Origin of the sequence: Kiloniella sp. (assembly GCF_965205715.1) — a bacterium.
Taxonomy (GTDB): domain Bacteria; phylum Pseudomonadota; class Alphaproteobacteria; order Kiloniellales; family Kiloniellaceae; genus Kiloniella.
Map to the genome: position 1 here is coordinate 1843745 of NZ_CBDBHW010000014.1, position 26388 is coordinate 1870132.

A 26388-nucleotide genomic window follows, 5' to 3' on the forward strand; every position below is an offset into this window, starting at 1 on the left:
CTGAGATATGTTTGCTGTAGACCACAACACCCGGTTCATTGAAAAACTGGGTTATCAGGATGCGCGACCAATCATCGGTCCCTTGATCTTCCCGATCACGCGGTATCTTCGCGCCAGTAATATCATGCGTCATGTCGAAGACAAAGCTGGGTTAAGGCTTTTGGATATCGGCTGCGGGGATGGTTATTTTCTAAGCCGCTTGAAAAACATCGAGCGATTTGGCAAAGACCCCCTGTTGGAAGGGGAAGCTGGCAATTTTAATTCGGGTGTTGATTGCGAAGCCAACTTTTTTGACTATGTGACCATGCTGGCTGTGATAGAGCATCTCCCCAATCCGGAATTCGTCTTTAAAGAGGTCAGCCGGATTTTAAAACCCGGGGGCCTTTTCGTTTTCACCACACCCAAGCAAAAGGCTGAATGGCTGATCAACCTCTATGCCCAGCATATCGAAGATGATCACGAAACATATTTCACCGACGAAACTGTTGCCCATTATTCAAAGGGATACTTTGAATTGGTTGAATACAGGCCGTTCCTTTTCGGCCTCAACCAGCTCTTTGCCCTTCGGAAAATATAGCTGCCCAAGCAGGCTCAAGACTATTCTCTAATAAGAAAACGTTTCCTGTATTCACTTGGGGTTAGGCCCACTTGGGTTTTAAAGAGTTTTCGAAAAGAGCTTTGGTCTTCGTAGCCGATATTCCAGACAATTTCATCGATGGTGCTCGTACTCGTTTCCAACAGTTCACGTGATCTTTGCAGACGCAACTGGGTGATATAAGCTGATGGAGCAAGGCCGGTGGCCTTGGTAAAACGGCGCTGCAGGGTTCTCTCGGTCAGATTATTATCTTCTGCTATTTTCTTTACTGAGACCGACTTGGCATAATTTGACTGCAGCCATTGCTGAATAGTGAGCACTTCCCGGTCACCATGGCCATACTTGGGCACAAAACTCTGGTAATACCTCTGGTCTCTCTGACCGGTATCGATCAAGAAATACTTACTGAGCTTCATGGCTAGAAAAGGCCCTGCAAAACGTTCCACCAGCCGCAACGCCAAATCTGTCCAAGCCATCATCCCGCCCGCGGTGATGATATCACCGTCATCAATAAGCAGCTCTTCTTCACACATGATAATTTCCGGGAAATTATCTTTGAGTTCATCAGCAAGCCCCCAGTGCGTTGTCGCACGTCGCCCCTTAAGCACCCCAGCCTGAGCCAAGAGAAGTGCCCCAGCACAAGCAGAAGCGAGAACCGCACCCTGGTCATGCTGTTCTCTGAGCCACTTGCTACAAACAGGCTCAATTTGACAGAACTCTTCTTCTTCTATCCTTGGCGGTATCACGACGACATCCAAAGATTTATTCGATGTCAAAACGGGATGTACTTGAAGAGATGAAGGAGCGAGATCGGGCTCAACCGCCCAATAACTCCACGCCAACTTCGGCCACGACGAATTCGGGTATTCCGCTCTTATTCGATTTGTTACCTCAAATATTTCAGCCAAACCATGAAGAGCAGAATTCATCACGCCTGGATAAGCTAATATCCCAATATTGACTGCCTTAGTCACAATGTCGCATCTCACCCTATAATTGTCATATCCGCCCATACTCTAAGTTATTTTTCTCAAGTTAAATAGCGTTATATGCAATCCAAACCAGGAAAATTGACATGACAAACACAGCCCTTCTCATCATAGACATTCAAAACGATTATTTTTCAGGGGGAAGTTGGCCCCTCGTAGATCAAGAAAAAGCAGCTGAGCAGGCAACGCGATTGCTTGAACAATTCCGCGCTAAAAAGCGCCCAGTCTTTCACGTTCGACATATTGCCGACAGTTCAGAAGCGCCTTTTTTTGTAAAGGGAACAGTGGGAAGTGAAATTCACAACTCAGTTAAACCGCTGGAAAGCGAGCAAGTCATAATTAAATCAGAGATCAATAGCTTCAAAGGCACAGACCTGTTGCAGGCCCTGAGAGAACAGAATATCAGCGAACTGGTTGTTATTGGCTCCATGAGCCACATGTGCATCGACGCAGCGGTCCGCGCTGCCGCTGATTATGGTTTTAAGTGTATTGTCGCGGAAGACGCCTGTGCGACCTTGGACCTTCAATTCAATGACAAGACCGTCCCCGCAGCTCAGGTCCATACCGCCTTTATGTCGGCGCTCTCTTTTGCCTATGCCGAAGTCATCTCCACAGACGAAACCCTTAGCCGTATTTAATTGAGAGATCTCCCTCTCAAAGGTGCAGCATGCCTGAAGGAGGGAGATTTAAATAGCCCGTGCCAGTATTGCCAAAACACAAAGAAAACAGATTTGAGCTGACTTTAATCGTTGATTTTAGACAACAGTTGCTCTGCCAATTCCCCGTTACTAACGCCGTATAACGCATCACTTTGTTCAGGCAGAAGCAAATCACTGCTTCCGCCGGGATGATCAACTCGTACAGTCTTTTTGATCATTGAAAGAAGATAGGATTTGTATTCTATCGGTCGCCCGGCTTCGAGTAGGAACAACAGGCGGGACGAAGTAATGACATAGGTTAGACGACGCGAGAGATAATAGATCCACCCCAGTCTGAAAATTATTGCCCCCAAAGATACAGCAAAGGCGATCACTAGAATTGTCGAGATTTTAAAGAAAACCAGCGTAATAACACTAAACAGCCCCAGCACTGCAGCGATGATGAGAAATATTTTTGTCAACGCCGCAGAGAACTCATTTCGCCAGATGGCGATGAAATCGGGACGACTAAACCACTTTAGTTCTTCATCTGATTTGATCCCTGCCAATACAAACTCTTCGAGATCTTCTTTACGCAATGGATCTTCTTTCTGACGTTTGGTTACTGCTGGGCTATTGTCGGGCAACTACTGGGAACGGCTGCCCCCAAAAAAAGACCACGATAGTTTATTCTGGGCGCAAGGCAATAAAAACCCGGCTACATCAAAATATAGCCGGGCTGTTATTTCATCCAATTAAAATCGATCAGAGTGTCATCAGCGAGGTGTTGCCCCCGGCCGCTGTGGTATCAATTGAAATCGACTGTTCGGTTGCAAAACGGTGCAAGTAACGTGGACCACCCGCTTTGGGCCCCGTTCCAGACAGTCCCATGCCACCAAAGGGTTGAACGCCGACAATTGCGCCGATCTGATTGCGATTAACATAAGTGTTACCAACCCGGACCCGGCGGCTAATGTAATCGACGGTTTCGTCAATACGGCTGTGAATACCAAGGGTCAGACCAAAGCCAGAGCCGTTGATCTGATCAATGATGCTATCGAGCTCAGAAGCTTTATAACGAATGACGTGTAGCACAGGCCCAAAGACTTCCTTCTGCAAGACTTGCAAACCTGCGATTTCAAATGCAGCTGGAGCAACGTAGGTTCCATTGGAAACATTGGCTGGCAGTGGAAGTTCGCGGATGAGCTTGGCTTCCTTTTTCAATCGATCAATATGATTTTGAAGCATCACGCGTGCCTCTTCATCAATTACCGGACCAACATCAGTTGAAAGCTTCGCAGAATCTCCAAGGGATAATTCATCCATTGCTCCGGCCAACATCGTCAAAATTTTATCAGCAACGTCTTCCTGCAAGAAAAGTACCCGAAGAGCTGAACAACGCTGCCCTGCAGATTGGAAGGAAGAAGCTAGGACATCACGGACAATCTGTTCCGGCAGAGCGGTTGAATCGACAATCATCGCATTTTGGCCACCGGTCTCGGCAATCAAAGGAACAATCTCGCCGTCACGCGCAGCCAAAGCACGTTGAATTAATTTTGCCGTGTCTGTCGACCCGGTAAAGGCAACGCCTTTAATACGAGCATCAGACAAAAGTGGGCCAGCAACTGTTGGTCCATCTCCCGGTAAGAGATGAAGCACATCGCCGGGAACACCCGCTTGATGGAATAGTTTTATTGCCGCAGCTGCAATCAAGCCTGTTTGCTCCGCTGGTTTGGCAATAACCGTGTTCCCTGCTGCCAGGGCCGCACTGATCTGGCCGAGGAAAATAGCCAAGGGGAAATTCCACGGACTAATGCAAAGGAACACGCCGCGACCGTGGAGCGACAACTCGTTGCGTTCGCCGGTAGGCCCAGGCATGACGAGCGGATCAGAAAAATCCTGACGGCACTTCACACCATAGTAACGACAGAAATCAACTGCCTCTCTGACTTCAGCAATAGCATCCGCAGGGGTTTTCCCGGCTTCACGAATACACAACGCCATTAATTCAGCGGTGTTGGCTTCCATGAGATCTGCCATGCGATCCAGGCAATCTGCGCGTTCACCGGCAGATGTTTGATCCCAATCCCACCACGCACGATCGGCGCGGGCAAGGGCCTGCTCGGCTTGATCTTTTGAAGCCCAGGCAATCTCACCGACCTTATTCCGACGATCACAGGGTGATGTTACGGACTGATTAGATCCCGCTTGCTCGACGCCACCAATAATTGGTGCCCCGGTCCAACCGGTAGCCGCAAATTTCTTAACCTCAGCTCCAAGTTCGACGAGCTTCACAGCATCTGATAAATCTACCCCCATGGAATTATCGCGCTCGGTTCCATAGAGATGAACAGGTAGAGGGATCTTGGGATGTGGGATATTAAACAGGCTTTTTGCCTTTAAAATAGGATCGCTGATGATCTCGTCTATGGGCAGCTTCTCGTCTTGAATACGGTTTACAAACGAAGAGTTTGCCCCATTTTCAAGCAAACGCCGCACAAGGTATGCCAATAAATCTTCATGGCTTCCGACAGGGGCATAAATTCTGACAGGATGGCCTTTGCCTTTTTTACCAACGACCTGCGCGTAGAGGGCTTCACCCATGCCATGTAAACGCTGAAACTCAAAATCCTGCTCTGGGCCCGCCATTTCGAGAATGGACGCAACAGTATGCGCGTTATGACTGGCAAACTGTGGATAAAAAGCTTCGGGATCAGCCAGCATCTTTTGCGCACAGGCTAGATAAGAGACATCAGTGGATACTTTGCGGGTATAAACCGGGTAGCCTTCCTGGCCCTCTTCTTGGGCAACTTTGACTTCTGTATCCCAATAGGCTCCTTTAACCAGACGCACCATAAGACGGCGGCCGTGACGATGTGCCATATCCGCAAGCCAGTCGATAACGTAAGGTGAGCGTTTTTGATAAGCCTGAACAGCCAAACCAAGACCATTCCACCCCTTAAGATCAGGATCACCAGAGACGGCTTCGAGAACATCAAGTGAGATCTCAAGGCGATCAGCTTCTTCCGCATCAACGGTTAAGCCAATATCATATTTCTTCGCCGCCAAAGCCAAATCTTTAAGGCGGGGTACCACTTCGCTCATCACACGATTACGGTGACTAAACTCATAACGTGGGTGGATTGCGGAAAGCTTGATGGAAATGCCCGGAGAATCAATGGCACCCCGACCATTTGCAGCTTTGCCTATTTCCTCAATCGCGACACGGTAGGCTTCAAAATAGCGATCAGCATCCGGCATGGTTCGGGCGCCCTCGCCCAGCATGTCATAGGAATAACGATAGCCTTTTTTCTCATCTTCTACGGCGCGTTCAAGTGCTTCTTTGATGCTCCGCCCCATCACAAATTGACGACCGAGAATTTTCATCGCCTGACGCACTGCTTTACGAATTACGGGTTCACCACTTTTTTGAACCATACGATGGAAAAGCCCGGAAAAATCTTTGCTTTCTTCTTTTTTGATATTCACAACCCGGCCGGTGAGCATCAGGGCCCAAGTCGATGCGTTCACAAACATGGAATCACTGTGACCAAGATGAGCCTTCCAATCCGCGGATGTCAGCTTGTCACGAATAAGTCTATCGATGGTTAGGCTATCCGGCACCCGTAAAAGGGCTTCGGCCAAGCACATCAAAACAACGCCTTCTTTGGAAGAGAGCTCAAACTCGTGCATGAAAGCATCAATACCGCCATGACCAATCCTGGACTTACGAACCTCTTTAACCAAATCGCGGGCCCGGGCAGAAATGCGATCAAGAGCATCGCTCGGTAAATCTAAAGAACTGATCAAGGCTGTAACAGCCTCACTTTCATCCATACGGTACCCACTACGCAAGGCAGCTAGCAAAGGAGTGACTTCAGCCAGTTGTTCATCAATAATCATGTCTATAAATCCCAGAAAACACACTTGAGTGAGTTTTGTTCAATTTTTCTGGATACAATTTTACGCCACTAATAGCGATATGTCCTACCAAAGTTCCAAATTACACAATATTTCCTCTAGCAAACTGGCGAATATGTAGTTATATATTCTGAATGAGTGAAAGAAAGCTTGATCGCATTGATCGTAACATCCTGCGGGTCCTTCAAGAGGATGGCCGCATTTCAAATGTCGAACTTGCAAGACAGGTCAACCTGAGCCCGACCCCCTGCCTGGAGCGTGTTCGCAGGCTTGAGCAAAGCAATTATATCAAAGGTTATATGGCGTGGCTTAACCCGGTTAAAATTAATGCCAGCCTTTTGGTCTACGTCCAGATTACGCTAGAAAAAACAACTTCTGCCGCCTTTGAAGAATTCAAACGCTCAATGCTTCAAATCCCAGAGGTCCTAGAATGTCACATGGTATCTGGTGGATTTGACTACCTAATTAAAGTAAGGGCAGCAGATATGGCTGAATATAGAGGAATCCTCGGTGATAAGCTCGCCGCCACGGCCGGTGTTTCTCAAACCCATAGCTATGTTGTTATGGAAGAAGTAAAGAACACCAACATATTACCTGTTAAAGACAACTTTTAATAAATACCAAGGCCAAAAGGACGCTATAATGGATAAATCTGCAGACTTGGGTATTACAGACTTGGATATTTCAGAAGAACTCGATCCACCCAGTAATTTTGGTCAACACATAGGTTATAGCCTGACGGATTGGTCAGAGGGACAAGCAACCGTTTCTCTGACGATTGATGAGTGTCATCGCAATCGCGCTGGCATCATGCATGGTGGCGTCCTCGCCACGCTGATCGACACGGCTTGCGGCTATGCCATCATCCACAACCCTGACCCAGCCAAAAAACGAAAAGCTGTTACCCTATCGCTGAGCACTCAGTTTACGGCTGCGGCCAATGTTGGTGACCACTTAAAAGCGACAGGTATCCTCAAGGGCGGTGGAAAACATATCAAGTTCCTATCTTGTGAAGTTCGCAATCAAAATGATCAACTTATCGGACAGGGCGAAGCTGTGATGAAAGTATTTTAGGAGCTATATTTAGCTAGATCGCCCGCAGGTTAGTAATCAAGAAATCTTATCGTCTACTGGCGCGACGATGACAACCAACCGATTCACATTACCATCCACATCACAAAACGGGAAACAGCCCCTGTAAATATCAATAAAAGCCCGCTCAGCCCGCGGCACTGGGCTTAATGTAAAAGACGGGCACCTCTTTTGCGCCACCATTTCCATTTCTTCCCATTTTGCGTTGGCCATTTCTGGGTCAAAGGCTTCAGCCAATGATTTACCCATCGTATTAACGCCGGAAGCTTCAACAATCCGTTGGCCTTCCAGCTTAATCACGTGCCCCTCAGGGCTAGGACCATTGCGTTCCATAACCATTGTCCAGGGAAGGATTTTTCGAATTGCAATGGGATCGAAATCTGTCCAAAAAGGTACAGATAAAGGCTCAGACTCACTTTTCTCGGCACTAAGTAAGGTTGTAAAATAAGTCGCCATGAAATAGACAGGACTGCTTTCGGGAATATCTGTTAGGTCCAAGAATTGGTACATTCAGATATACCAATGCCAATTATACCAAAGCGTAAAAACAGACTTACCAAGATATCCCACGACAAACTCCCTCTCGTTCTCCCAAGCATATAATTTTTTAAGTAATGAATAAACCAAACAAAATTAACTCGTCTCACCAAACCATGCTGCCATGGTTGCGGTTTCGGCGTTAGCAAACCGGGAAATAAGCTGGCGCATCCATATATTTCCCGCATCCCTGTCTTGCCGTGTGTGCCAAAGTAAAGATATCGGTGCGGGCTCAACCTCAAATGACAGGGGAACAATTGTGAGCTCCCCCGCTCGAACAGCTCTCGCCACGACAGATTGAGGGGTTACACAAACCAAATTACTGTCTTTGAGAATGGAGGGAACCAACGAAAAATGATTTACGGTCATGGCAATTTTTCGCTCCAGACCTTGCTGGGCAAGTGCCTCATCAACATTACCCCGGGCTTCACCTGACAACGACACCATCAAATGATCTTCTTGAAGATAACGTTCTAGGGGCAATACGCCTTTGGCATCGAGGAATTGTAATACCTCATGATCCGGTCTGACGGCGCAAACAAGTTTATTACAAAAGAGCCAAGATGAACGCACCTGCTTATGCTTCCCAACGTAATAGTGGACGGCAAGATCAATTGATGCGTCCAAGAGCAACTCTTCTGTATTGCGGTGAATTGGTACGGAGTGAATAGAAATATGCGGTGCTTCTGTTTCGATCGCCTTTCTTAACGGCAACCAAATCATATCAACTGGATGTTCTGTTAAACCAACCCGAAATACTCGATGAGACGTTGCAGGGTCAAACACGCTATCCGTGGTTACCTGACGGATTTCAAGTAAGGGGGTTCGTGTTTGATGCCAAAGGTTTTCGGCATGAGGTGTCGGCTTAATACCGCGCCCACTTTTGACAAAGAGCGGATCATTCCATACCTGCCGCATCCGTGCCACAGCGTTAGAGACCGCAGGCTGGGTCATGCCAATTCTATTCGCAGCCCCCGTGATGGAACGCTCTGTCATGACAGCATCAAAAACCACCAGAAGATTTAAATCCACATTCGACAAGGGCACCTCACAACACATTCACAATTCATATAATTACCATACAAACAATAAATTAGAGATATGAAAAGAAATTTCTTACCTTCAGGTCAACAGCGATTTATAGCCCAAACCAAATAAGGAAATAATCATGAAAGCCTGGAAAGTTATCCCCGACGCAGAAAAATTAAACCTTCAACAACAAGATCTTAACCTTGGAAATCCTGCAGACGGAGAAGTCCGTGTTCGCATTCGTGCGACATCCCTAAACAAGCGTGACCTCATGGTCGCAAACGATACCTACCCCGGGATAAAAGAAGGCGGTCTCGTTCCATTATCTGATGGTGCGGGGGAAATTATCGCCGTTGGCAACAATGTTGACAGTCTGACACCTGGCGATCGTGTCGCCAATTTATTTTGGCGCGACTGGATGGATGGAACAGCATCCCCAGATGGTGTCGCAATGGGCGGAGCTATCGATGGTGTTCTGGCCGATGAAGTTATTTTACCCGCGCACTCCCTCGTCAAAATTCCAGATTTCCTCAGTTACGAAGAGGCCGCTACCTTACCTTGCGCTGCCCTAACCGCCTGGAATGCTCTTATGGAAACAGGCAATCTGAAACCGGGCCAAACGGTTTTAACACTTGGCACAGGCGGCGTATCCCTCTTCGCCCTCCAATTCGCCAAGGCCGCAGGCGCAAAGGTTATCATCACATCAAGCAGCGAAGAAAAGTTATCCCGCGCAAAAGAGATGGGTGCAGATATCGGCATCAATTACCGGGAAACACCAAACTGGGCCGAAGAAGTTCTTCGTCTAACCGACGGTAAGGGCGCTGATGTCATTATAGAAACCGGCGGACCAGGAACCCTTAATCAATCTCTTCAAGCCGCTTCTTATAATGGCGAAGTGACCATGATCGGGGTACAGGCCGGTATTGGAGATAATATCTCTCCACTTCCAATTCTTTTCAAAAAACTACGCTTGCAAGGGATCATGGTTGGTAGCCGAAAAATGTTTGAGAACATGCTCGCCCAAATGACCAAGCATGAAATTCGCCCTGTTGTCGATCAGGTTTTTAGTTTCGACGACACGCCAAAAGCTTTCGCGACCATGCAGGCGGCAAGTCACTTTGGAAAGATTGCCATCGTCAATTAATCTAGTAGCTTGGCTCGGGATAAGGAGTTGCCAACGACAAAAGGCAGCTCCTTATTTTCCTGTAAAAATTGGTTTTCTTTTGCTCAGGAATGCGCGGATACCTTCTTTGTAATCCTCAGTATCACAACAGAGAAATGGCTGGGCATATTCAGTCGCACTGAGAGGGCTGGGATCCTGTGCCCGGGTTGCATTCTGTTTATGCCACCGCGCGACCAAAGGTGCTCCCTCTGCAATCCGCCTTGCAGAGGCATAGACTTCAGCTTCAGCGTCAGTATCTTCAACGATACGACCAATAAGACCTTTGGCATAGGCTTCATCAGCGGTAAAAATTCTGCCCTCAAGCAAAAGCTCCAACGTGACACTTCGCCCGACAAGCCCGACCAAGGCCAGCATCGCAGGATAGGGCAGAACATTGCCGATCTTATTAATTGGGATCCCAAATTTGGCCGATTTATTCGCGATGCGAAGATCGCATTGAGCAGCCAGTTCCAGACCACCGCCCATACAAGCCCCCTCGATAAAGGCAAGAGTTGGGTGCGGGCAATCGCGAATAGCCTCGGCTGCACGATCCATAGGTTTTGAATATTCTACCGCCTGCTTTGAAGAAAAGCGTACCCTTTCAAACTCAGCAATATCTGCCCCGGCAGCAAAAGCACGCCCTCCGGCACCTCGAATAACAATACAACGTAACGCATCATCAACACTGAGCTCGATCATGACATCACCAAGGCGCTGCCACATTGCGAGATTGAAGGCGTTTAATTTCTCGGGCCTGTTCAATATAACAGTGGCAATGGCCCCTTCCCGTTTGAGCAATACGGACTCGTTTTGCTTATCTGTCATAAAACCCTCATACAATTTGATTTGTGCACACTTATCGCACATGCGAAGACTGCCCTTTAAGCGCCCGATTTGGCAAGTGCAGTATAAAAGCACATGGCAGACATTCACGTTACACTCAGCCTGGACATCGAAATTTCGTTGCAGCAAAGAGGGCCAGAGGTTAAACAAAACAAAATTATTCTACTGGCCCCACGAGAGAGGCCAATGGTAACAGACCAAAGGACCGGACCCGCGATGAGCAAAATTACCGAAACAGCCCGCACGACCGCTTCAATATTGATGGAAATCGAGGCTGTCCTCTTCCGTCCAGAAGATCCCTTTACTTTTACATCTGGCCGGGTCAGCCCGGTATATGTTGATTGCCGTAAAATCATTTCTTTCCCACGCGCCCGCGCCAAATTGATGGACATGGCTGTTGAATTGATCCAGCGCGATATCGGATACGAATCAATCGATGCAATTGCTGGCGGGGAAACCGCAGGCATTCCTTTTGCTGCGATGATCGCCGAACGCATGGGCCTGCCAATGCTTTACGTTCGTAAAAAGCCAAAAGGTTTTGGTCGCGACGCCCAGATCGAAGGCTACATGGCGGAAGGTAGCCGTGTTTTATTGGTCGAAGATCTGGCAACAGACGGTGGTTCCAAGTTGAACTTTGTCGAAGCCATCCGCAAAGCGGGCGGCAAATGCGATCACACCTTTGTTTTCTTCCATTATGGTATTTACCCACAGTCTGTAAGCGATCTTGCCAAAGAAGGCGTTACTCTTCACGCACTGGCAACCTGGTGGGATGCTCTCAAAGTGGCTGAAGAAAAAGGTTATCTGGAAAATGACAACCTCGTCACGGTAAGATCATTCCTGAGCAGTCCCAACGAATGGTCTCGGGAACGGGGCGGTAAAGCAGACTAATCGTCTATTAGACAACACAGTCTAAATTTAGGGCAGCTATCATTAGCTGCCCTTTTGTTTTCCCACTAACAGTGCCCAATAATTCATCTTCAAATAACCCTGGTCACAGCCTCTTCAAGCCGGGAAATCCCTTCTGTTATCACGCCCTTATCAATGGCAGAAAAACCCAACCTAAAACGGTTCTTGGGGGCCTCTTCATTAAAATAATAAACCGTACCGGGTTCGATTATCACACCTAATTCCAATGCAGCCTTTGAAAGCTTCTGACTATCGAGGTTCTCAGGACCTTTCACCCAAAAACTTGATCCTCCATTGGAGGGTTGAACTTGAAAATTAATACTAGATTTTTCAAGGGCCTGTCTCATGACAAGCCACCGATCTTTATAGGTTTTATGTAGAAGGCGGCGAAAACTTTCATGATGTCCCTGAGCCAAGAAGATCGCCATTGTCCGCTGATTATTTGTCGGTGTATGCCGATGCATCAGTCGTCTCAGAGCACGGACTTCACGGATCACGCTTGCTGGAGCAACCAGATATCCCAAACGCAATCCAGGAAAGAAAGACTTCGAGAGGCTGCCGACGTACATCACGCGGCCAGTTTGATCCAGCGCCTTGATCGCAGGAAAGTGAGTGCGTTCAAAGTTCAATTCCGGTTCGTAATCATCCTCAATTATTATGAAATTTTCTCTCTCTGCTTTTTCGAGTAGTTCATAACGACGATCAATCGACATGGTAACTGTGGTCGGCGCCTGATGGCTCGGAGTGACACAAACCAGATCGCAACCATTGAGCTGCTGATCGGGGAGCAACCCTTGCTCATCTATATTGAGAAACCTTGTCCGTGACCCGGTTAATTCCACCATGTTGCGAAGATCAGGGTAACCCGGGTTTTCTATGCCCGCCTGGGTACTCTGATCCAGAAGAATGCGTGTCAACATAAAGAGGCTGTTTTGAGCACCAGCCGTCACCATGATTTCATCTTCGCTGGCATGAATGCCCCGTGCTGGAAGTAATTTGGTGCGGATCTCCTCAATCAAGAGCGGATCATCATTCCCCGCACGATCCTCGGTCCACTCAGCCATTGCATTAAGACTGAGGGTCTGCCGGGAGCAGTCCCGCCAGGCCGTAATAGGAAAGAGAGACTTATCAACTTGCGAGGTAACAAAAGGATAGGGATAGTCCATCCAGTTTATTGGCTTTTCGGTCGTTTCTTGCTTGCTTGGCATAAACTTAAAAGAAAATTTTGGTTCTTGGGGGACAGCAATATCTCCGTGTGATCTCTGTGTCAGGCTTTTTACAGGCAGGGTCAGTTCATCGCTTACAAAAATGCCGCTTCGCTCTTTTGTATGCAAATATCCATCGTAAATTAAGTCCTGATAAGTTTGCACGACAGTAATACGGGCAATACCCAATTTTGCGGCCAGCTTTCTACTCGGTGGAATTGGGGAGCCAGATGGCAAACTACCGTTTAGAATTGCCGAGATAATTTGACGTCGAATTTGAGGCTGTAGTTTCTCGGTACTATTTCGATCGAGAGTGAGAAGAAATTCTTTCATGGGTAAAGCCTATGAACAAATAGCACTCATCTGAAAGCTCTACCTGCCCTGTCCCTGCTACAAAACTGTCATTAGAACGAGACGTTTTGAGAGCAGATAATCTCGCCTCTCACATAAACACTCGTGCACTTTCAGTTTATAGAAAACACTTTAATGCGCCTCTCGTTTTTTGTTATACTGACATACGTTTGGCGTATGTGAGATAAGATATGAATCTTGATTGGCGTATAGGTACTGCCCTCAATCATCTGGCTGCTTTTGAAGTCGCCGTCGATAAAGGCAGCTTTACGAAAGCTGCGGAAAGTCTGGGCACCACTCAACCATCCATAAGCCGGCATATTGCCTCGTTAGAACACCTCCTTAATGTTCCGTTGTTTAATCGCCTACATCACCGGGTGGAGCTTACGGATGCAGGGCAAGAGCTTTATGACGCGGTCAAACTCGGTTTGGGTCATATTCGCCAAACGGCAAATAAAATTACCACAAAACAACCCTCCAACGTTTTAACAATCGGGTGTACCTATGGCTTTGCTCACCTGTGGTTAATGCAACGATTTTCTGCACTGCAAAAACTAATGCCAGAATACGAATTACGCATGGTCACCTCTGACACCGAGACAATTTTTGATCTGGAGGAAATTGATTTCGCGATACGATTTGGCAAGGGCGACTGGAGTGATGGCCATTCGCAAAAATTATTCAGTGAAGAACTGTTCCCGGTGTGCTCCCCACAATATGCCAGAGATCACTTCGGCGGATGCGAGAACGTTGCGCCTCTCTCACTGCTAGAGGTTAACCTCATTCACGAACAGGTCGAAAAATATAGCTGGCTATCCTGGACACAATGGCTGAAACACCTTTCTATCGACTACACGCCAGCGCCAGATACTTATTTTTATAATAACTACACGCTAGCCTTACAGACTGCAGTCGAGGGTCATGGTGTCGCCTTGGCCTGGCCTCAACTCGCCGAATTGCCCCTCAAATCCGGACAACTTGTTGAACTTACCGGTCTCAGGGTTCGGACGGATTATGGTTACGACCTGGCCTATCAACGGCATCATCATCAGGCGGGAAAAATCGTGAATTGGGTCAAAGAAGAGGTAAAAGATCAGGGATAGTATCGTATTTCCTGAACTCGCTACATTTACCCGGCAGAGCCCACCACTTGATAATCCGTTTCCCAATAAGGTGGTGATCCGTATTTTTCCCGGAGGAAATCGATCAAGGCCGTAATTTTGGGTGGGGTAAAGTTTCCCGGTGGATATACCGCCCAAATATCACCGGTTCGAGCAACCGGATAATCCTTCATGACCTCAACCAGCTTACCATCCCTCAAGTCTTCCCAGACGTGAGCCACAGATTTCACCGTCAGCCCCAATCCGTGCAACGCGGCATCATAAGCATAATCACCGGTATCCCCGGTAATAGAAGATGTTACCGAGGCTGAAACCTCCCCCTTTGGACCGTGGAAATACCAAACCGGCATAAAACTCAGACCGATACAATCGTGGCGGGCCAAATCATCCGGACAACTCGGCACGCCTTTTCGGGCGAGGTAATCCGGTGAAGCACACAGCACCCTTGGGTTCCCACCAAGCTTACGGGCTCTGAGGGTGGAATCAGGCAACATGGCCGCACGTATTGCCAGGTCAAATCCTTCTCCTATCAGATCTACGATATCATCAGAGAAATTCATCTCGAGCCTGACATCCGGATACCTTTCAGTGAATTCATTGAGATAAGGCAAAATGTGTTTACGCCCGAAAAACATGTTGCAGGAAATTCTCAACAGTCCTCGGGGCGCCCCCGTCGCTGCATCGAGCCGGTCAACAGCGGCATCCATTTCCTTTAGAGCAGATTGGGCATGTTCGAGAAATATCTGGCCAGCTTCTGTAATAGCGATGCTGCGTGTGGTCCGAGCCATCAATTGATTGCCTATGGACTTCTCTAACGTGACCAGACGTGCGCTGGCCGCAGAGGGAGAAAGACCGAACTCCCGCCCGGCAGCAGAAAGATTATTCAAAGTCGCAACACGGACAAAAAATCTGAGATCATCAAGACGCATTATACCAAAACTTTGGAAAGTGTTATTGAAACAACCCCAATTATACAAACTTATTGATCATGAGATAGTCCTTTCAACAGAAAAGGAGATATTCATGTTACATACCAGAAACAAGTTCGAGACCCTGGCGCGTCATCACCGTAATGAAGCAACCAAAGGTTTGCTCGCCTCCTTGTCGACGAAAATCAAAGCCGTTCTAAAGGGAAAACTCTTCAATAAACCCAGCAATTTTTGTTGCTAGGGCTTAAGCCTCTTCACCTCCCGTAACGAAGAAGTGTGAAGGTGATGGTTCCTCACTCTATCCCACAAAGCATTCTAAAAAGGTGCTTCCCAGTAGGGTGAGGAACCATATTTTGACTTGAGAAAATCAATAAAAATTGTGACCTTAGGATCTGTAATATTACCCGGGGGATATACCGCCCAGATTTCCCCACTATTAAGGATCGGGAATCCGGGAAGGATTTCAACCAAACGTCCTTCTCTCAAGTCTTCCCATATATGCGTGATTGATTTCACGGTAATACCAAGACCGTTAAGCACGGCTTCATGGGCATAAACTCCGCTATCTTCTTTGATCAGTGTATCGACGGCGATTGAGATCTCGCCCTCAATCCCACCAAACCGCCACTTAGGAATTGAAGATACGCCAATACATTCGTGCGATCTCAAATCTTCGGGATGACTGGGTAGGCCGCTTTTTTTGATATAATCAGGCGAAGCACATAGAACACGCCTGTGATTGGTGATTTTACGTGCCTTTAGGCTAGAGTCCTTTAACTCAGCGGACCTAATCGCCAGATCAAATCCTTCAGCAATAACATCCACCAAACGATCCGAAAAACTAAGCTCTATTGTAAGCCCAGGGTGCAGTTCCATGAACTCCTTTAGATAGGGCAAAACATGTTTTCGGCCAAAAAACAGGCTCTTCTCCGCTTTGTTGAGTAGAAAAAGATGCCGACCGCCAAGTAACCTGTTGATATGTATGGTTTCTGATAACTTTACATAGAGCAGGTATATGACAATCAACATCTCGCAGCATATTTTAGGCCTCAAAGGGCAACGTGTAAATGAAATTAAACTGGATGACGGCGGTGTTAAGATTGTCATTCACTGCAGCCGAGACGCGCGTAGGAGGGCTATAGACCCTGCTACAGGCCAGAAGGGAAGCATCAACCAGCATGTCCGCCGACAAGTAAACGACATCCCCCTTTTTGGGTATCCTTGTGTGGTCGAGATTGAGCTGGCGCAGGTTTATATTAACAAGGGCGAACGCCGCATTGAGGGGTGTGATTTTGTTGATAAAGGGTGCCGTTTCACTCACCGATTTTGCCGACTGATCAGTGGATTATGTCGGCATATGTCTATTCAAGCGGTTTCCAGACATTTGGATATACGATGGGAAACGGTCAAGAATATCGACAGGGCATACCTTATTGAAACTCTCCCTACGCTTGATCCTGCAGAGCTAACTGGCTTGGAATATATTGGTGTAGATGAAGTTGCCCGGGCGAAAGGTCATGACTACATGACGGTGGTCTACGATATGGTTGGCGGTCATCTGATCTGGGTTGAAGCAGGCCGAACTGCCGAGGTTTTTTCAAGGTTTTTGAAACAACTGCAACCAGATACAGCCTGCAAAATAAAGGCCGTAGCGATGGATATGGGGCCTGCCTACCAAAAGGCTGTCAGAGAGTCCTTGCCGTTGGCCGACATAGTATTTGACCGTTTCCACGTCATGAAAAACTACAGCAAAGCTATCCATAATCAGCGTCGACTTGAGTTCAGAAAGGCCGATCCAAGTGGTAAAGAGTTGATGAAAGGGACGCATTATCTGTTGCTCAAAAATGCGGATAAGTTGAGTGAAAAACAAAGTGACAAGCTGCAAAGGTTGCTGGAGAGCAATAGCAACCTGAATGCACTTTACGTCTTGAAAGAACAGCTTCAGCTGCTGTGGAGTGCCGCTTCATTTGAGGCGATGGCGGAGCAACTGGAACGTTGGTGCCTGATAGCAGATCAGTCACAGATGCTCTATCTAAAAAAGTTCGCGAAATCCCTACGGAAACATTGTGTGGGCATCTGCAACTACGCCAAACACAAGCTCACAAGCGCCAGGATAGAGGCTGGTAATGTCAGTATAGGAATGATCCGTAAGCGAGCCAGAGGCATCAAGGATACCGAATACTTCAAACTCAAAATTAGACAATCATCCATTCCAGATAATCAATCTATGCTCTATTTGAAATCCTAAATCTACTCAACAAAGCGGAGAAGTGCCTTTTAGGCTCTTCTCCGCTTTGTTGAGTAGAAAAAGATGCCGACCGCCAAGTAACCTGTTGATATGTATGGTTTCTGATAACTTTACATAGAGCAGGTATATGACAATCAACATCTCGCAGCATATTTTAGGCCTCAAAGGGCAACGTGTAAATGAAATTAAACTGGATGACGGCGGTGTTAAGATTGTCATTCACTGCAGCCGAGACGCGCGTAGGAGGGCTATAGACCCTGCTACAGGCCAGAAGGGAAGCATCAACCAGCATGTCCGCCGACAAGTAAACGACATCCCCCTTTTTGGGTATCCTTGTGTGGTCGAGATTGAGCTGGCGCAGGTTTATATTAACAAGGGCGAACGCCGCATTGAGGGGTGTGATTTTGTTGATAAAGGGTGCCGTTTCACTCACCGATTTTGCCGACTGATCAGTGGATTATGTCGGCATATGTCTATTCAAGCGGTTTCCAGACATTTGGATATACGATGGGAAACGGTCAAGAATATCGACAGGGCATACCTTATTGAAACTCTCCCTACGCTTGATCCTGCAGAGCTAACTGGCTTGGAATATATTGGTGTAGATGAAGTTGCCCGGGCGAAAGGTCATGACTACATGACGGTGGTCTACGATATGGTTGGCGGTCATCTGATCTGGGTTGAAGCAGGCCGAACTGCCGAGGTTTTTTCAAGGTTTTTGAAACAACTGCAACCAGATACAGCCTGCAAAATAAAGGCCGTAGCGATGGATATGGGGCCTGCCTACCAAAAGGCTGTCAGAGAGTCCTTGCCGTTGGCCGACATAGTATTTGACCGTTTCCACGTCATGAAAAACTACAGCAAAGCTATCCATAATCAGCGTCGACTTGAGTTCAGAAAGGCCGATCCAAGTGGTAAAGAGTTGATGAAAGGGACACATTATCTGTTGCTCAAAAATGCGGATAAGTTGAGTGAAAAACAAAGTGACAAGCTGCAAAGGTTGCTGGAGAGCAATAGCAACCTGAATGCACTTTACGTCTTGAAAGAACAGCTTCAGCTGCTGTGGAGTGCCGCTTCATTTGAGGCGATGGCGGAGCAACTGGAACGTTGGTGCCTGATAGCAGATCAGTCACAGATGCTCTATCTAAAAAAGTTCGCGAAATCCCTACGGAAACATTGTGTGGGCATCTGCAACTACGCCAAACACAAGCTCACAAGCGCCAGGATAGAGGCTGGTAATGTCAGTATAGGAATGATCCGTAAGCGAGCCAGAGGCATCAAGGATACCGAATACTTCAAACTCAAAATTAGACAATCATCCATTCCAGATAATCAATCTATGCTCTATTTGAAATCCTAAATCTACTCAACAAAGCGGAGAAGTGCCAAAAAACATACTGCTCGATATTTTGAGCTCTCCTTTAATGTCAGCTTTATCCTCTCTCAGCAGAGACATGGCTGTATCCATTTCTTGTAAAGCCGTTAGCGTATGTTTTGTCAGAGTTTTCCCAGCTTCTGTCACCGTTAATTGTCGTGTCGTACGGATTACGAGCTGACGCCCTACGGTTTTTTCCAAAGTAACCAGTCGCGCACTCGCAGCAGAAGGGGAAAGGCCAAAGTCACGGCCAGCAGCTGAAAGGTTATTGAGTTCCGCAACACGAACAAAAAACCGCAAATCTTCTAACCGCATGGCTCGCTTACTCGCTATTAATAAATAATTTCAGAATTGAGTTTCTCTTACGCCATTTAATATGTGTACATGACTTTTATTTTGCAAGTTAGTGATTTATCAAGCTATTCCCGATCTATTCCATAAACCTAATTATTTCTATCGCTTCTCTTTGCCTTAGGTTATGATATAGACAATCAAACACTGCCTTGACAAAAGAGCCACAAAGTATTATTTCGATAATAGTCGAAATATAAATATTGAGATTATGATGGAATTAGATAAGGCTGCTGTCTGTTTTGCTAAACTTGGGAACCCTGCCCGATTAGCAATGTTTCGGCTACTGGTTAAAGCCGGAGAAGAAGGCTTAGCTGTGGGCGATATTCAAAAAGAGTTGGATATGCCGCACTCTACCTTATCCCACCATATATCGCATATGATCGCATCGGGATTACTGATCCAATCCCGTGAAGGCCGTGTCCTTCGCTGTCGCTTAGATTACGAACTCACCAATAATCTATTGGAGTACCTCATGGAAGACTGCTGTAAAGGCTTGCAGAAGTGTTGAAGTAACCCCGTAAGCACAACAAATTAACCTTCGAAATTAAATTTGAGAATAGCCACAACAATTGATTTTTTTACGATTAATTATTTCGACTATTCTAGAAATAAGGTAATAAGCATGTCATTTATCGAACTCACCAAAATAAGTAACTTTCGCTGGGACCGTGTTGTTCTCGCGTTTATTGCCACATTACTATTAATAGCAACTCTTGATCATAACCAACTGTTGCCTTCACTTGCGTTTGCTTTTGAGAGCATGTTTGGCATACTCCCCTTCATCTTACTTTCAATTGGGGTCGCGGCTTATACCAAGGCCAGTAATCTCGACAGCAAGGTCAACAGTATTTCCTCTGGTAACCCGGTGGTGAGTATCAGTGTTGCGGCATTGTTTGGTACGTTATCTCCCTTTTGCTCCTGCGGGGTTATCCCCTTGATCTCGGGTCTGTTAAGAGCGGGTGTTCCATTGGCCCCTGTGATGGCTTTTTGGATATCTTCGCCCTTAATGGATCCCGAAATGTTTATCCTCACCAGCGCCGTTTTTGGTATAGAGTTCACCACATTCAAAACCATTGCCGCATTCTTGATGGGGTTAAGCGGCGGGCTCATCGCTTATACAATGGTCCGTGCAGGTTTCTTTCAAGATATCATGCGACCTCAGGAACAGGGCGGCTGCGGGTCTAGCTGTGCCCCCTCTAGCCAAGCCGATAACCGTATCTATTGGAAGTTTTGGCATTCCGCCGATCGCAAACAACTTTTTAAAAATGAGGCGATAACAAACAGCTGGTTCCTGTTCAAATGGCTTGCGCTCGCCTTTTTGTTTGAGAGCCTGATGGTCGCATATCTTCCAGTGGACAAGGTTGCCCTACTCTTTGGTGATGACCAATGGTGGTCCATTCCCCTTGGGGCCTTGATTGGTATCCCGGCCTATCTCAACGGCTACGCTGCAATCCCAACCATAAACAGTCTTATGGAACTCGGTATGGGTGCCGGAACGGGAATGACCTTTATGCTGGCAGGTTCGGTATCGTCTATCCCAGCGGCAATGAGCGTCTACGCCTTGGTGAAAAAGCCAACCTTTTTCCTTTACCTATCTCTAGGTCTCTTAGGATCAATTACAGCCGGGTACGCCTTTGAACTCTGGCTTGTGTCTTAATAAAACAAGGTGGATAAGAATACTCCAGACTTCTTGTTCTGGAGTATTCTTTATCTCTTAATCTTCATGAAACATACTCCCAGGAACAAGCAATCGGCATTACCCCATTGACCTGAAGGGCTGCAGTTTGTAAATTCAAGGGCATGGGGCTTGCGAACACCCCGTGAGGCGTCAGCCCAAGTTTCGCATCCTGATCAACACCAAAGTGTGGGAGGATGCGCTATGCCATCACCAACAGAAATAACAGTATCACAACTAACACGCCTTATCGGCACACCTGATTGCCCGATAATCATCGACCTGCGTATTGATGAAGATTTCGCAGAAGATCCGAGGCTGATTCCACAATCATTCAGACATTCCTTTCGCGATATCACATCGCTTGTACCGAAGCTCGGCTCATCCCGAGTTGTCGTGAGTTGTCATAAAGGTAAGAAAATCAGCCAGGGTGTGGTCGCGATATTGCGTGATCACGGTGTACAGGTTGAATCCCTCGAAGGCGGATTTAATGGTTGGAGAGATAACGGTGCTCCTCTTGTATTGCAAACTCATATGCCGGAACGCAATGCCGAAGGCCGCACTGTCTGGGTGACCAGACACCGTCCCAAAATTGACCGCATGGCCTGCCCTTGGTTTATTCGCCGCTTTATCGACAGAAATGCACAAATTCTATTTGTCGCCCCTTCCGAAGTACTCGATGTCGCTGATAAATTTGATGCCATCCCCTTCGATGTGGAGGACGTATTCTGGAGCCATCGCGACGAACGTTGCACCTTTGATACCATGGTTGAAGAATTCGGACTTGAAACTGAAGCCTTAAACCGATTGGCAACTATTATTCGCGGCGCTGATACCAACCGGCATGATCTCGCCCCAGAAGCAGCCGGATTACTCGCTGCCTCCCTTGGCTTATCACGCATGTACCGTGATGATCTCGCCCAGTTAGAGGCAGGGATGACACTTTATGATGCCTTTTATCGCTGGGCGCGTGATGCCACTAAAGAAGGCCATGACTGGCCAGCCGCTTCGGTGCGGAGTTAATTCAATGACATCTCTTGATATGAAGGCGGATTTAAACAATCCGCCCGTACCCTCGCTTTTAGATGCGTTCAACATTTGGCTCAAAGTTGGGCTGCTTTCATTCGGGGGCCCAACAGCACAAATTGCTTTAATGCACCGCATTATTGTCGACGAAAGAAAATGGCTGACGGAAAGGCAATACCTGAACGCCTTAAGTTTTTGCATGCTGCTTCCTGGGCCCGAAGCCATGCAGCTTGCAACCTATACCGGCTGGCGATTACACGGTGTAATCGGCGGGCTCATGGCAGGTTTGCTGTTTGTGATCCCGGGTGCTTTGGTTGTCCTGTCCTTTGCGGCGATCTACGGACTTTATGGTGATGTCCCTCTCGTGAGCGCATTGTTTCTAGGGGTAAAGGCATGTGTCTTGGTTATCGTTATCGAGGCTCTGCATCGAATAGCAAAGAAGGTGTTACACCTTCCCGAGCACTGGATCATTGCGGCTTTGGCCTTTGTCGGGATTTTCTTTCTCGATCTCCCATTCCCGCTGATCATTCTAACGGCAGCACTATTTGGATTTCTCCGAAGCGCTACATTAGAAGAACACGAGAAAAAAACTGAGCCGATAAAGAGAACCCTTTCCGCAACTGTCGTGACCATTATCATCTGGCTTCTGGTCTGGCTTACCCCTCTTGTTGTCCTGCATGTCTTTGTAGAGAACTCTATTTTGAATGATATCGGGGTGTTTTTCTCCAAACTCGCTGTTGTTACCTTTGGCGGGGCCTACGCGGTCCTAGCCTATATGTCACAGGATGTGGTCACACATTTCGGATGGCTAACGGCTGGCGAGATGATGGATGGCCTTGGCCTTGCGGAAACCACACCCGGGCCGTTGATACTGGTAACCGAGTTTGTTGGCTTTCTTGCAGCCTTTAGGGAAGGTGGCATAGGACTTGGTTTACTCGGCGCCCTGCTCACTCTTTGGGTCACCTTTTCCCCTTGTTTCCTGTGGATTTTTGCCGGCGCCCCGTACATCGATTGGATCGGAGCCCAACCGAGACTTCGAGGGGCTCTGGCCGGTATCGCGGCCGCGGTGGTTGGCGTTATCTTGAATCTCTCCATCTGGTTCGGGTTGCACGTGTTCTTTACCGAGGTTACCCCTCAGAATGTTGGCCCCATCAAACTTTGGATACCAGAACTAAGCTCTCTTGATTGGCGCGTCATTCTGTTGTCATCGATTTGCGGCCTCTTAATCTTCAAATTCCACTGGGGACTAACCCGCGTCCTGCTAACAGCCTCTCTGGGAGGCCTAGGTTTGATTTGGATCGCGTGATGAAAAAGAGGGGCCAAATGGTATTGGCTCCTTTCTTTCTCACCTTCTTTTGAAGCCCACTCTTGCCGATACCTTTTGCCATACCTAATTGATATGTTAGCGTTATCAAAAGTTAACTCGACAAAGAGCAGGAAGATATCATGGGGCACGATCATCCACACGACCACACAGATCCGCCTTCGGATCCGGCCCTCCGGGTGAAAGCCCTAGAATCTCTTCTCGTGGAAAAGGGGTTGGTTGATCCTGCTGCTATTGACGCCATCATTGAAACTTATGAGACCAAGGTTGGACCGCGTAACGGCGCAAAAGTTGTTGCCCGCGCCTGGACCGATCCAGATTTTAAAGATTTACTTCTCAATGACGCAAACACAGCAATCAATTCTATGGGGTATGCTGGTCGCCAAGGCGAGCATATGAAGGTGGTTGAGAACACAAATACCCGACATAACCTTGTCGTATGCACCCTATGCTCTTGTTATCCCTGGACAGTTCTTGGCCTTCCACCGGTTTGGTACAAGTCCGCGCCCTACCGAGCTCAGGCCGTATCTGACCCCAAAGGAGTTCTTGCCGAATTCGGGACAACATTGCCTGAAGGTACCAAGATCTCGGTTTGGGATTCAACTTCTGAAATGCGGTTCCTTGTTCTTCCACAAAGACCGGAAGGTACTGATGGCTGGACTTCGCAACAGCTCGAGGATCTTGTCAGTAGAAACTCCATGATTGGTGTTGAACTGGCACTCACCCCAACTGAGCTAAAAGCCATACAAGCTGGGGAAACATCATGAACGGCGCTCACGATCTTGGTGGCATGCACGGTCTTGGCCCAATCAATCCCGAACCAGAGCGTGAAGAGCCTTTGTTTCATGCGGAGTGGGAGAAACGCGCTCTTGGCCTGACCTTAACCGCTGGTTGGCTTGGACAGTGGAATATTGATATTTCCCGCCATGCCCGCGAACGCCAACATCCCGTGACCTATCTATCCAACAGCTATTACGAAAATTGGCTCGCTGGCTTAGAAACTCTGCTGGTGGAAAGAGGCATCGTTTCCCCGGAAGAACTCGCACAAGGCAAGGCCCTGGACCCGACACCTGATACTCTCAAGGATAAATGCGCCCCCGCTGAGGATGTCGCAGGTATTCTTGGTTCTGGTGGTCCCTGCGATTTTGCCACGGACGATCCGCAGAAATTCAAGATCGGCGACAAAGTCCGCGTCATCCAATTCAATCCGACAGGTCATACCCGGGCCCCAAGATACGTTCGTGGTCATATCGCTACTGTTAGTGACTATCACGGCAGCTTCATTCTTCCGGACGAAAACTCAAAAGGAAACAAAATCGGGCAGCACCTCTATAACGTTTCTTTTGATGGCAACACTCTTTGGGGACCTGATAACGACAGTACGATCCATGTTGATCTCTGGCAGAGTTATCTGGAAAAAGCATGAGCGATACAACGACATATTTTTGCAAAAACCTTCCCAACCTGCCGACAGATGAAGAAGGCCCCGTCTTTGCTGAACCCTGGCAAGCTCAAGCCTTTGCCCTCGCGGTGCGCCTATGTGATGAGGGCCATTTCACCTGGGCAGAATGGGTTGATACTTTTAGCAAAGAAGTCAAACGCGCTCAGGCCGCGGGTGATCCAGATTTAGGCGATACCTATTACAATCACTGGCTCAACACTCTGGAAAAAATCGTGTCTCAAAAAGGGGCTGTAAGCCCGGACGACATGACTTCTCGAAAAGAAGAATGGCGGCAGGCATATCTTCGCACCCCTCACGGTCAACCTGTAGAATTATAAGAAGCCTCTTCTCTCAAAGTTTGCACAGGCCGATATCCATGGGGCCTATTCTTCAAGCGGCGCTTTCCTTGGCAAGTCCATTTTGGCGCCTGGTTACAATACCATCGATGACCGCGGGCAGGATGCAAGTAGCGGAGACAAGCCCGCAAACAGCATACCCTGCGTTATCAAAAATCGGTTTAAAAGCCATAGCACCGATAAAGACACAGAGATAAGTCACAGACGAATTAATCCCCATTATCGCGCCACGCTGGCTTTCATCCAGAGAGACAAGCCGTCCGACGACAAGGTTGAGGCCAAGATGGTTCATCATTCCCCAAACGAGACAGAACCCGACTAGGCCGACAAACGAAACCGATACAAAAGATATTCCCAAATAAGTCAGGACAAGGCCAATAAACACAAATGGAGCGACATAAGCTGCACCATGGCGATCGATAAATTTATCCAGTAATACCGCACCGCCAAAGCCGATCCCATAACTAAGAGTTGTGAGACCCGAAGCCGCCGTGGACTGCCCGAGCTCTTGTTGCAGGTGCCCACCCAAATAAGTGTAAAGACCATAAAAAGCGATCATATAAGAGGCACAAACCAATAGAGCTCGCCCTATTCCCGGCACACGCAATGCAGTCAGAGGAGAGGTCGATTTTCCTTTGGCAAGACTTGAGACAGCAGTCGCGCCCCAAGCTCCCGTGAGATAAATACTTAGGGTCACACAGGCTGCTAATACAGCCATAAAAATATAGACACCTCTCCAATGAACGAAGTCGGCAATGAGGGCAGATATACTGACACCAACAACAAGACTAAGGGTCCATCCCGTGAGGACGACACCCAACGTCTCACTCTCCCGCCCTTTGGCTGCTAGTTGCACAGCCAGACCATAAGATGCTGGCAGCGCGACACCTGCAGCTACCCCGGATAATCCTTGTGCCACACACAAAATCAATAAGGTTGGCGCCAGTGCAGATAAGCCAAGGGCCAAAGCTAGCAAGAACATAGCAACAAGCAACACTGGCTTCCCGCCGAGACGATCCGAAAGTGGCGCCAAAAAGAGCGCAGATACCGCTGTACAGATTCCGTAGGTAGCCGAGGCAATCATTATACCTGAAGCTTCGGTTCCCACAAAAGAGCTGGCAACCGATCCCGCAATCGGGCTTAGGACCAAAGAGTTTGCTCCAACAATAGCAACTGAGAGTGTCAGTATAAGGATGGGAAGTGTAATCATAACTGCACCTTGATTCGTATACAGCTAAGAACGATAATTACCGAATGTAATATTGTGAAGA

Annotated in this window: 28 protein-coding genes; 16 read left to right on the forward strand and 12 right to left on the reverse strand. The window is 47.7% G+C overall.

What is annotated here, in order from left to right; translation table 11 throughout:
* The first annotated feature begins 7 nt into the window (after nt 1-7).
* Complete coding sequence (locus tag ACOGW3_RS25940) at nt 8-577, forward strand: methyltransferase domain-containing protein (protein WP_419905572.1); 570 nt, start codon at nt 8-10, stop codon at nt 575-577.
* A gap of 20 nt (nt 578-597) precedes the next feature.
* Here the strand turns inward: ACOGW3_RS25940 and ACOGW3_RS25945 are convergent, their stop codons facing one another.
* Complete coding sequence (locus tag ACOGW3_RS25945) at nt 598-1569, reverse strand: GlxA family transcriptional regulator (protein WP_419905573.1); 972 nt, start codon at nt 1567-1569, stop codon at nt 598-600.
* A 101-nt stretch (nt 1570-1670) separates the two neighbouring features.
* Here ACOGW3_RS25945 and ACOGW3_RS25950 point away from each other — a divergent pair, with 101 nt between their 5' ends.
* On the forward strand, nt 1671-2222 hold the full coding sequence (locus ACOGW3_RS25950) for a cysteine hydrolase family protein (protein WP_419905574.1): 552 nt from the start codon (nt 1671-1673) through the stop codon (nt 2220-2222).
* Between the two features lie 104 nt (nt 2223-2326).
* Here the strand turns inward: ACOGW3_RS25950 and ACOGW3_RS25955 are convergent, their stop codons facing one another.
* Together ACOGW3_RS25955 and putA are read right to left on the reverse strand one after the other, a co-directional pair.
* The gene (locus ACOGW3_RS25955) at nt 2327-2869 is read right to left on the reverse strand and encodes a hypothetical protein (RefSeq protein ID WP_419905575.1); all 543 of its coding nucleotides are present in this window, start codon (nt 2867-2869) and stop codon (nt 2327-2329) included.
* A 118-nt stretch (nt 2870-2987) separates the two neighbouring features.
* Nucleotides 2988-6125, reverse strand: a complete 3138-nt coding sequence (putA, locus tag ACOGW3_RS25960) for a bifunctional proline dehydrogenase/L-glutamate gamma-semialdehyde dehydrogenase PutA (protein ID WP_419905576.1) — start codon at nt 6123-6125, stop codon at nt 2988-2990.
* 152 nt (nt 6126-6277) lie between these two features.
* Between putA and ACOGW3_RS25965 the strand changes: the two genes are divergently transcribed.
* Nucleotides 6278-6757: an Lrp/AsnC ligand binding domain-containing protein gene (locus tag ACOGW3_RS25965; protein WP_419905577.1), complete on the forward strand. Its 480-nt coding sequence runs from the start codon at nt 6278-6280 to the stop codon at nt 6755-6757.
* 28 nt (nt 6758-6785) lie between these two features.
* Entirely contained in the window at nt 6786-7217 is a 432-nt protein-coding gene (locus tag ACOGW3_RS25970; RefSeq protein ID WP_419905578.1) for a PaaI family thioesterase, read from the forward strand.
* A gap of 36 nt (nt 7218-7253) precedes the next feature.
* Here the strand turns inward: ACOGW3_RS25970 and ACOGW3_RS25975 are convergent, their stop codons facing one another.
* Both ACOGW3_RS25975 and ACOGW3_RS25980 read right to left on the reverse strand, forming a co-directional pair.
* Nucleotides 7254-7733: a hypothetical protein gene (locus tag ACOGW3_RS25975; RefSeq protein ID WP_419905579.1), complete on the reverse strand. Its 480-nt coding sequence runs from the start codon at nt 7731-7733 to the stop codon at nt 7254-7256.
* A gap of 135 nt (nt 7734-7868) precedes the next feature.
* Nucleotides 7869-8804, reverse strand: a complete 936-nt coding sequence (locus ACOGW3_RS25980; protein ID WP_419905580.1) for a LysR family transcriptional regulator — start codon at nt 8802-8804, stop codon at nt 7869-7871.
* 136 nt (nt 8805-8940) lie between these two features.
* Here ACOGW3_RS25980 and ACOGW3_RS25985 point away from each other — a divergent pair, with 136 nt between their 5' ends.
* Entirely contained in the window at nt 8941-9945 is a 1005-nt protein-coding gene (locus tag ACOGW3_RS25985; RefSeq protein WP_419905581.1) for a zinc-dependent alcohol dehydrogenase family protein, read from the forward strand.
* 51 nt (nt 9946-9996) lie between these two features.
* Here the strand turns inward: ACOGW3_RS25985 and ACOGW3_RS25990 are convergent, their stop codons facing one another.
* Nucleotides 9997-10788, reverse strand: a complete 792-nt coding sequence (locus ACOGW3_RS25990; protein ID WP_419905582.1) for an enoyl-CoA hydratase/isomerase family protein — start codon at nt 10786-10788, stop codon at nt 9997-9999.
* Between the two features lie 234 nt (nt 10789-11022).
* On the opposite strand from ACOGW3_RS25990, the gene ACOGW3_RS25995 reads away from it, so the two are divergent.
* The gene (locus tag ACOGW3_RS25995; RefSeq protein WP_419905583.1) at nt 11023-11694 is read left to right on the forward strand and encodes an orotate phosphoribosyltransferase; all 672 of its coding nucleotides are present in this window, start codon (nt 11023-11025) and stop codon (nt 11692-11694) included.
* A gap of 89 nt (nt 11695-11783) precedes the next feature.
* Here ACOGW3_RS25995 and ACOGW3_RS26000 read toward each other — a convergent pair whose 3' ends face one another.
* On the reverse strand, nt 11784-13250 hold the full coding sequence (locus tag ACOGW3_RS26000) for a PLP-dependent aminotransferase family protein (protein WP_419905584.1): 1467 nt from the start codon (nt 13248-13250) through the stop codon (nt 11784-11786).
* Nucleotides 13251-13459: 209 nt separating this feature from the next.
* Between ACOGW3_RS26000 and ACOGW3_RS26005 the strand changes: the two genes are divergently transcribed.
* The gene (locus ACOGW3_RS26005; protein ID WP_419905585.1) at nt 13460-14371 is read left to right on the forward strand and encodes a LysR substrate-binding domain-containing protein; all 912 of its coding nucleotides are present in this window, start codon (nt 13460-13462) and stop codon (nt 14369-14371) included.
* Nucleotides 14372-14397: 26 nt separating this feature from the next.
* On the opposite strand, the gene ACOGW3_RS26010 is transcribed toward ACOGW3_RS26005, so the two are convergent.
* Together ACOGW3_RS26010 and ACOGW3_RS26015 are read right to left on the reverse strand one after the other, a co-directional pair.
* Entirely contained in the window at nt 14398-15318 is a 921-nt protein-coding gene (locus ACOGW3_RS26010) for a LysR substrate-binding domain-containing protein (RefSeq protein WP_419905586.1), read from the reverse strand.
* A gap of 315 nt (nt 15319-15633) precedes the next feature.
* On the reverse strand, nt 15634-16347 hold the full coding sequence (locus ACOGW3_RS26015) for a substrate binding domain-containing protein (RefSeq protein WP_419905587.1): 714 nt from the start codon (nt 16345-16347) through the stop codon (nt 15634-15636).
* Here ACOGW3_RS26015 and ACOGW3_RS26020 point away from each other — a divergent pair.
* The gene (locus ACOGW3_RS26020) at nt 16334-17566 is read left to right on the forward strand and encodes an ISL3 family transposase (protein WP_419901077.1); all 1233 of its coding nucleotides are present in this window, start codon (nt 16334-16336) and stop codon (nt 17564-17566) included. The genes ACOGW3_RS26015 and ACOGW3_RS26020 overlap by 14 nt on opposite strands.
* 6 nt (nt 17567-17572) lie before the next feature.
* Here the strand turns inward: ACOGW3_RS26020 and ACOGW3_RS26025 are convergent, their stop codons facing one another.
* Nucleotides 17573-17707, reverse strand: coding sequence for a hypothetical protein (locus ACOGW3_RS26025; protein WP_419905588.1), 135 nt, complete (start codon nt 17705-17707; stop codon nt 17573-17575).
* On the opposite strand from ACOGW3_RS26025, the gene ACOGW3_RS26030 reads away from it, so the two are divergent.
* On the forward strand, nt 17694-18926 hold the full coding sequence (locus ACOGW3_RS26030) for an ISL3 family transposase (protein ID WP_419901077.1): 1233 nt from the start codon (nt 17694-17696) through the stop codon (nt 18924-18926). The two genes, ACOGW3_RS26025 and ACOGW3_RS26030, sit on opposite strands and share 14 nt — an antisense overlap.
* Before the next feature lie 6 nt (nt 18927-18932).
* On the opposite strand, the gene ACOGW3_RS26035 is transcribed toward ACOGW3_RS26030, so the two are convergent.
* On the reverse strand, nt 18933-19256 hold the full coding sequence (locus tag ACOGW3_RS26035) for a LysR family transcriptional regulator (RefSeq protein WP_419905589.1): 324 nt from the start codon (nt 19254-19256) through the stop codon (nt 18933-18935).
* Nucleotides 19257-19506: 250 nt separating this feature from the next.
* Between ACOGW3_RS26035 and ACOGW3_RS26040 the strand changes: the two genes are divergently transcribed.
* The 7 genes from ACOGW3_RS26040 (at nt 19507) to ACOGW3_RS26070 (ending at nt 25099) form a co-directional block, all read left to right on the forward strand.
* Nucleotides 19507-19803, forward strand: a complete 297-nt coding sequence (locus ACOGW3_RS26040) for an ArsR/SmtB family transcription factor (protein WP_419905590.1) — start codon at nt 19507-19509, stop codon at nt 19801-19803.
* Nucleotides 19804-19917: 114 nt separating this feature from the next.
* Nucleotides 19918-20952: a permease gene (locus ACOGW3_RS26045; protein WP_419905591.1), complete on the forward strand. Its 1035-nt coding sequence runs from the start codon at nt 19918-19920 to the stop codon at nt 20950-20952.
* 222 nt (nt 20953-21174) lie between these two features.
* On the forward strand, nt 21175-21993 hold the full coding sequence (locus ACOGW3_RS26050) for a chromate resistance protein ChrB domain-containing protein (protein ID WP_419905592.1): 819 nt from the start codon (nt 21175-21177) through the stop codon (nt 21991-21993).
* A gap of 4 nt (nt 21994-21997) precedes the next feature.
* A complete protein-coding gene (gene chrA / locus ACOGW3_RS26055) occupies nt 21998-23302 on the forward strand; it encodes a chromate efflux transporter (RefSeq protein ID WP_419905593.1) in 1305 nt (434 codons plus the stop codon).
* Between the two features lie 140 nt (nt 23303-23442).
* Nucleotides 23443-24087, forward strand: coding sequence for a nitrile hydratase subunit alpha (nthA, locus tag ACOGW3_RS26060; RefSeq protein WP_419905594.1), 645 nt, complete (start codon nt 23443-23445; stop codon nt 24085-24087).
* A complete protein-coding gene (nthB, locus tag ACOGW3_RS26065; RefSeq protein ID WP_419905595.1) occupies nt 24084-24746 on the forward strand; it encodes a nitrile hydratase subunit beta in 663 nt (220 codons plus the stop codon). The genes nthA and nthB overlap by 4 nt, the downstream gene beginning before the upstream one ends.
* A complete protein-coding gene (locus ACOGW3_RS26070) occupies nt 24743-25099 on the forward strand; it encodes a nitrile hydratase accessory protein (RefSeq protein ID WP_419905596.1) in 357 nt (118 codons plus the stop codon). Before nthB ends, ACOGW3_RS26070 begins: the two co-directional genes overlap by 4 nt.
* 52 nt (nt 25100-25151) lie before the next feature.
* Here ACOGW3_RS26070 and ACOGW3_RS26075 read toward each other — a convergent pair whose 3' ends face one another.
* A complete protein-coding gene (locus tag ACOGW3_RS26075) occupies nt 25152-26327 on the reverse strand; it encodes an MFS transporter (protein ID WP_419905597.1) in 1176 nt (391 codons plus the stop codon).
* Nucleotides 26328-26388 lie beyond the last annotated feature (61 nt).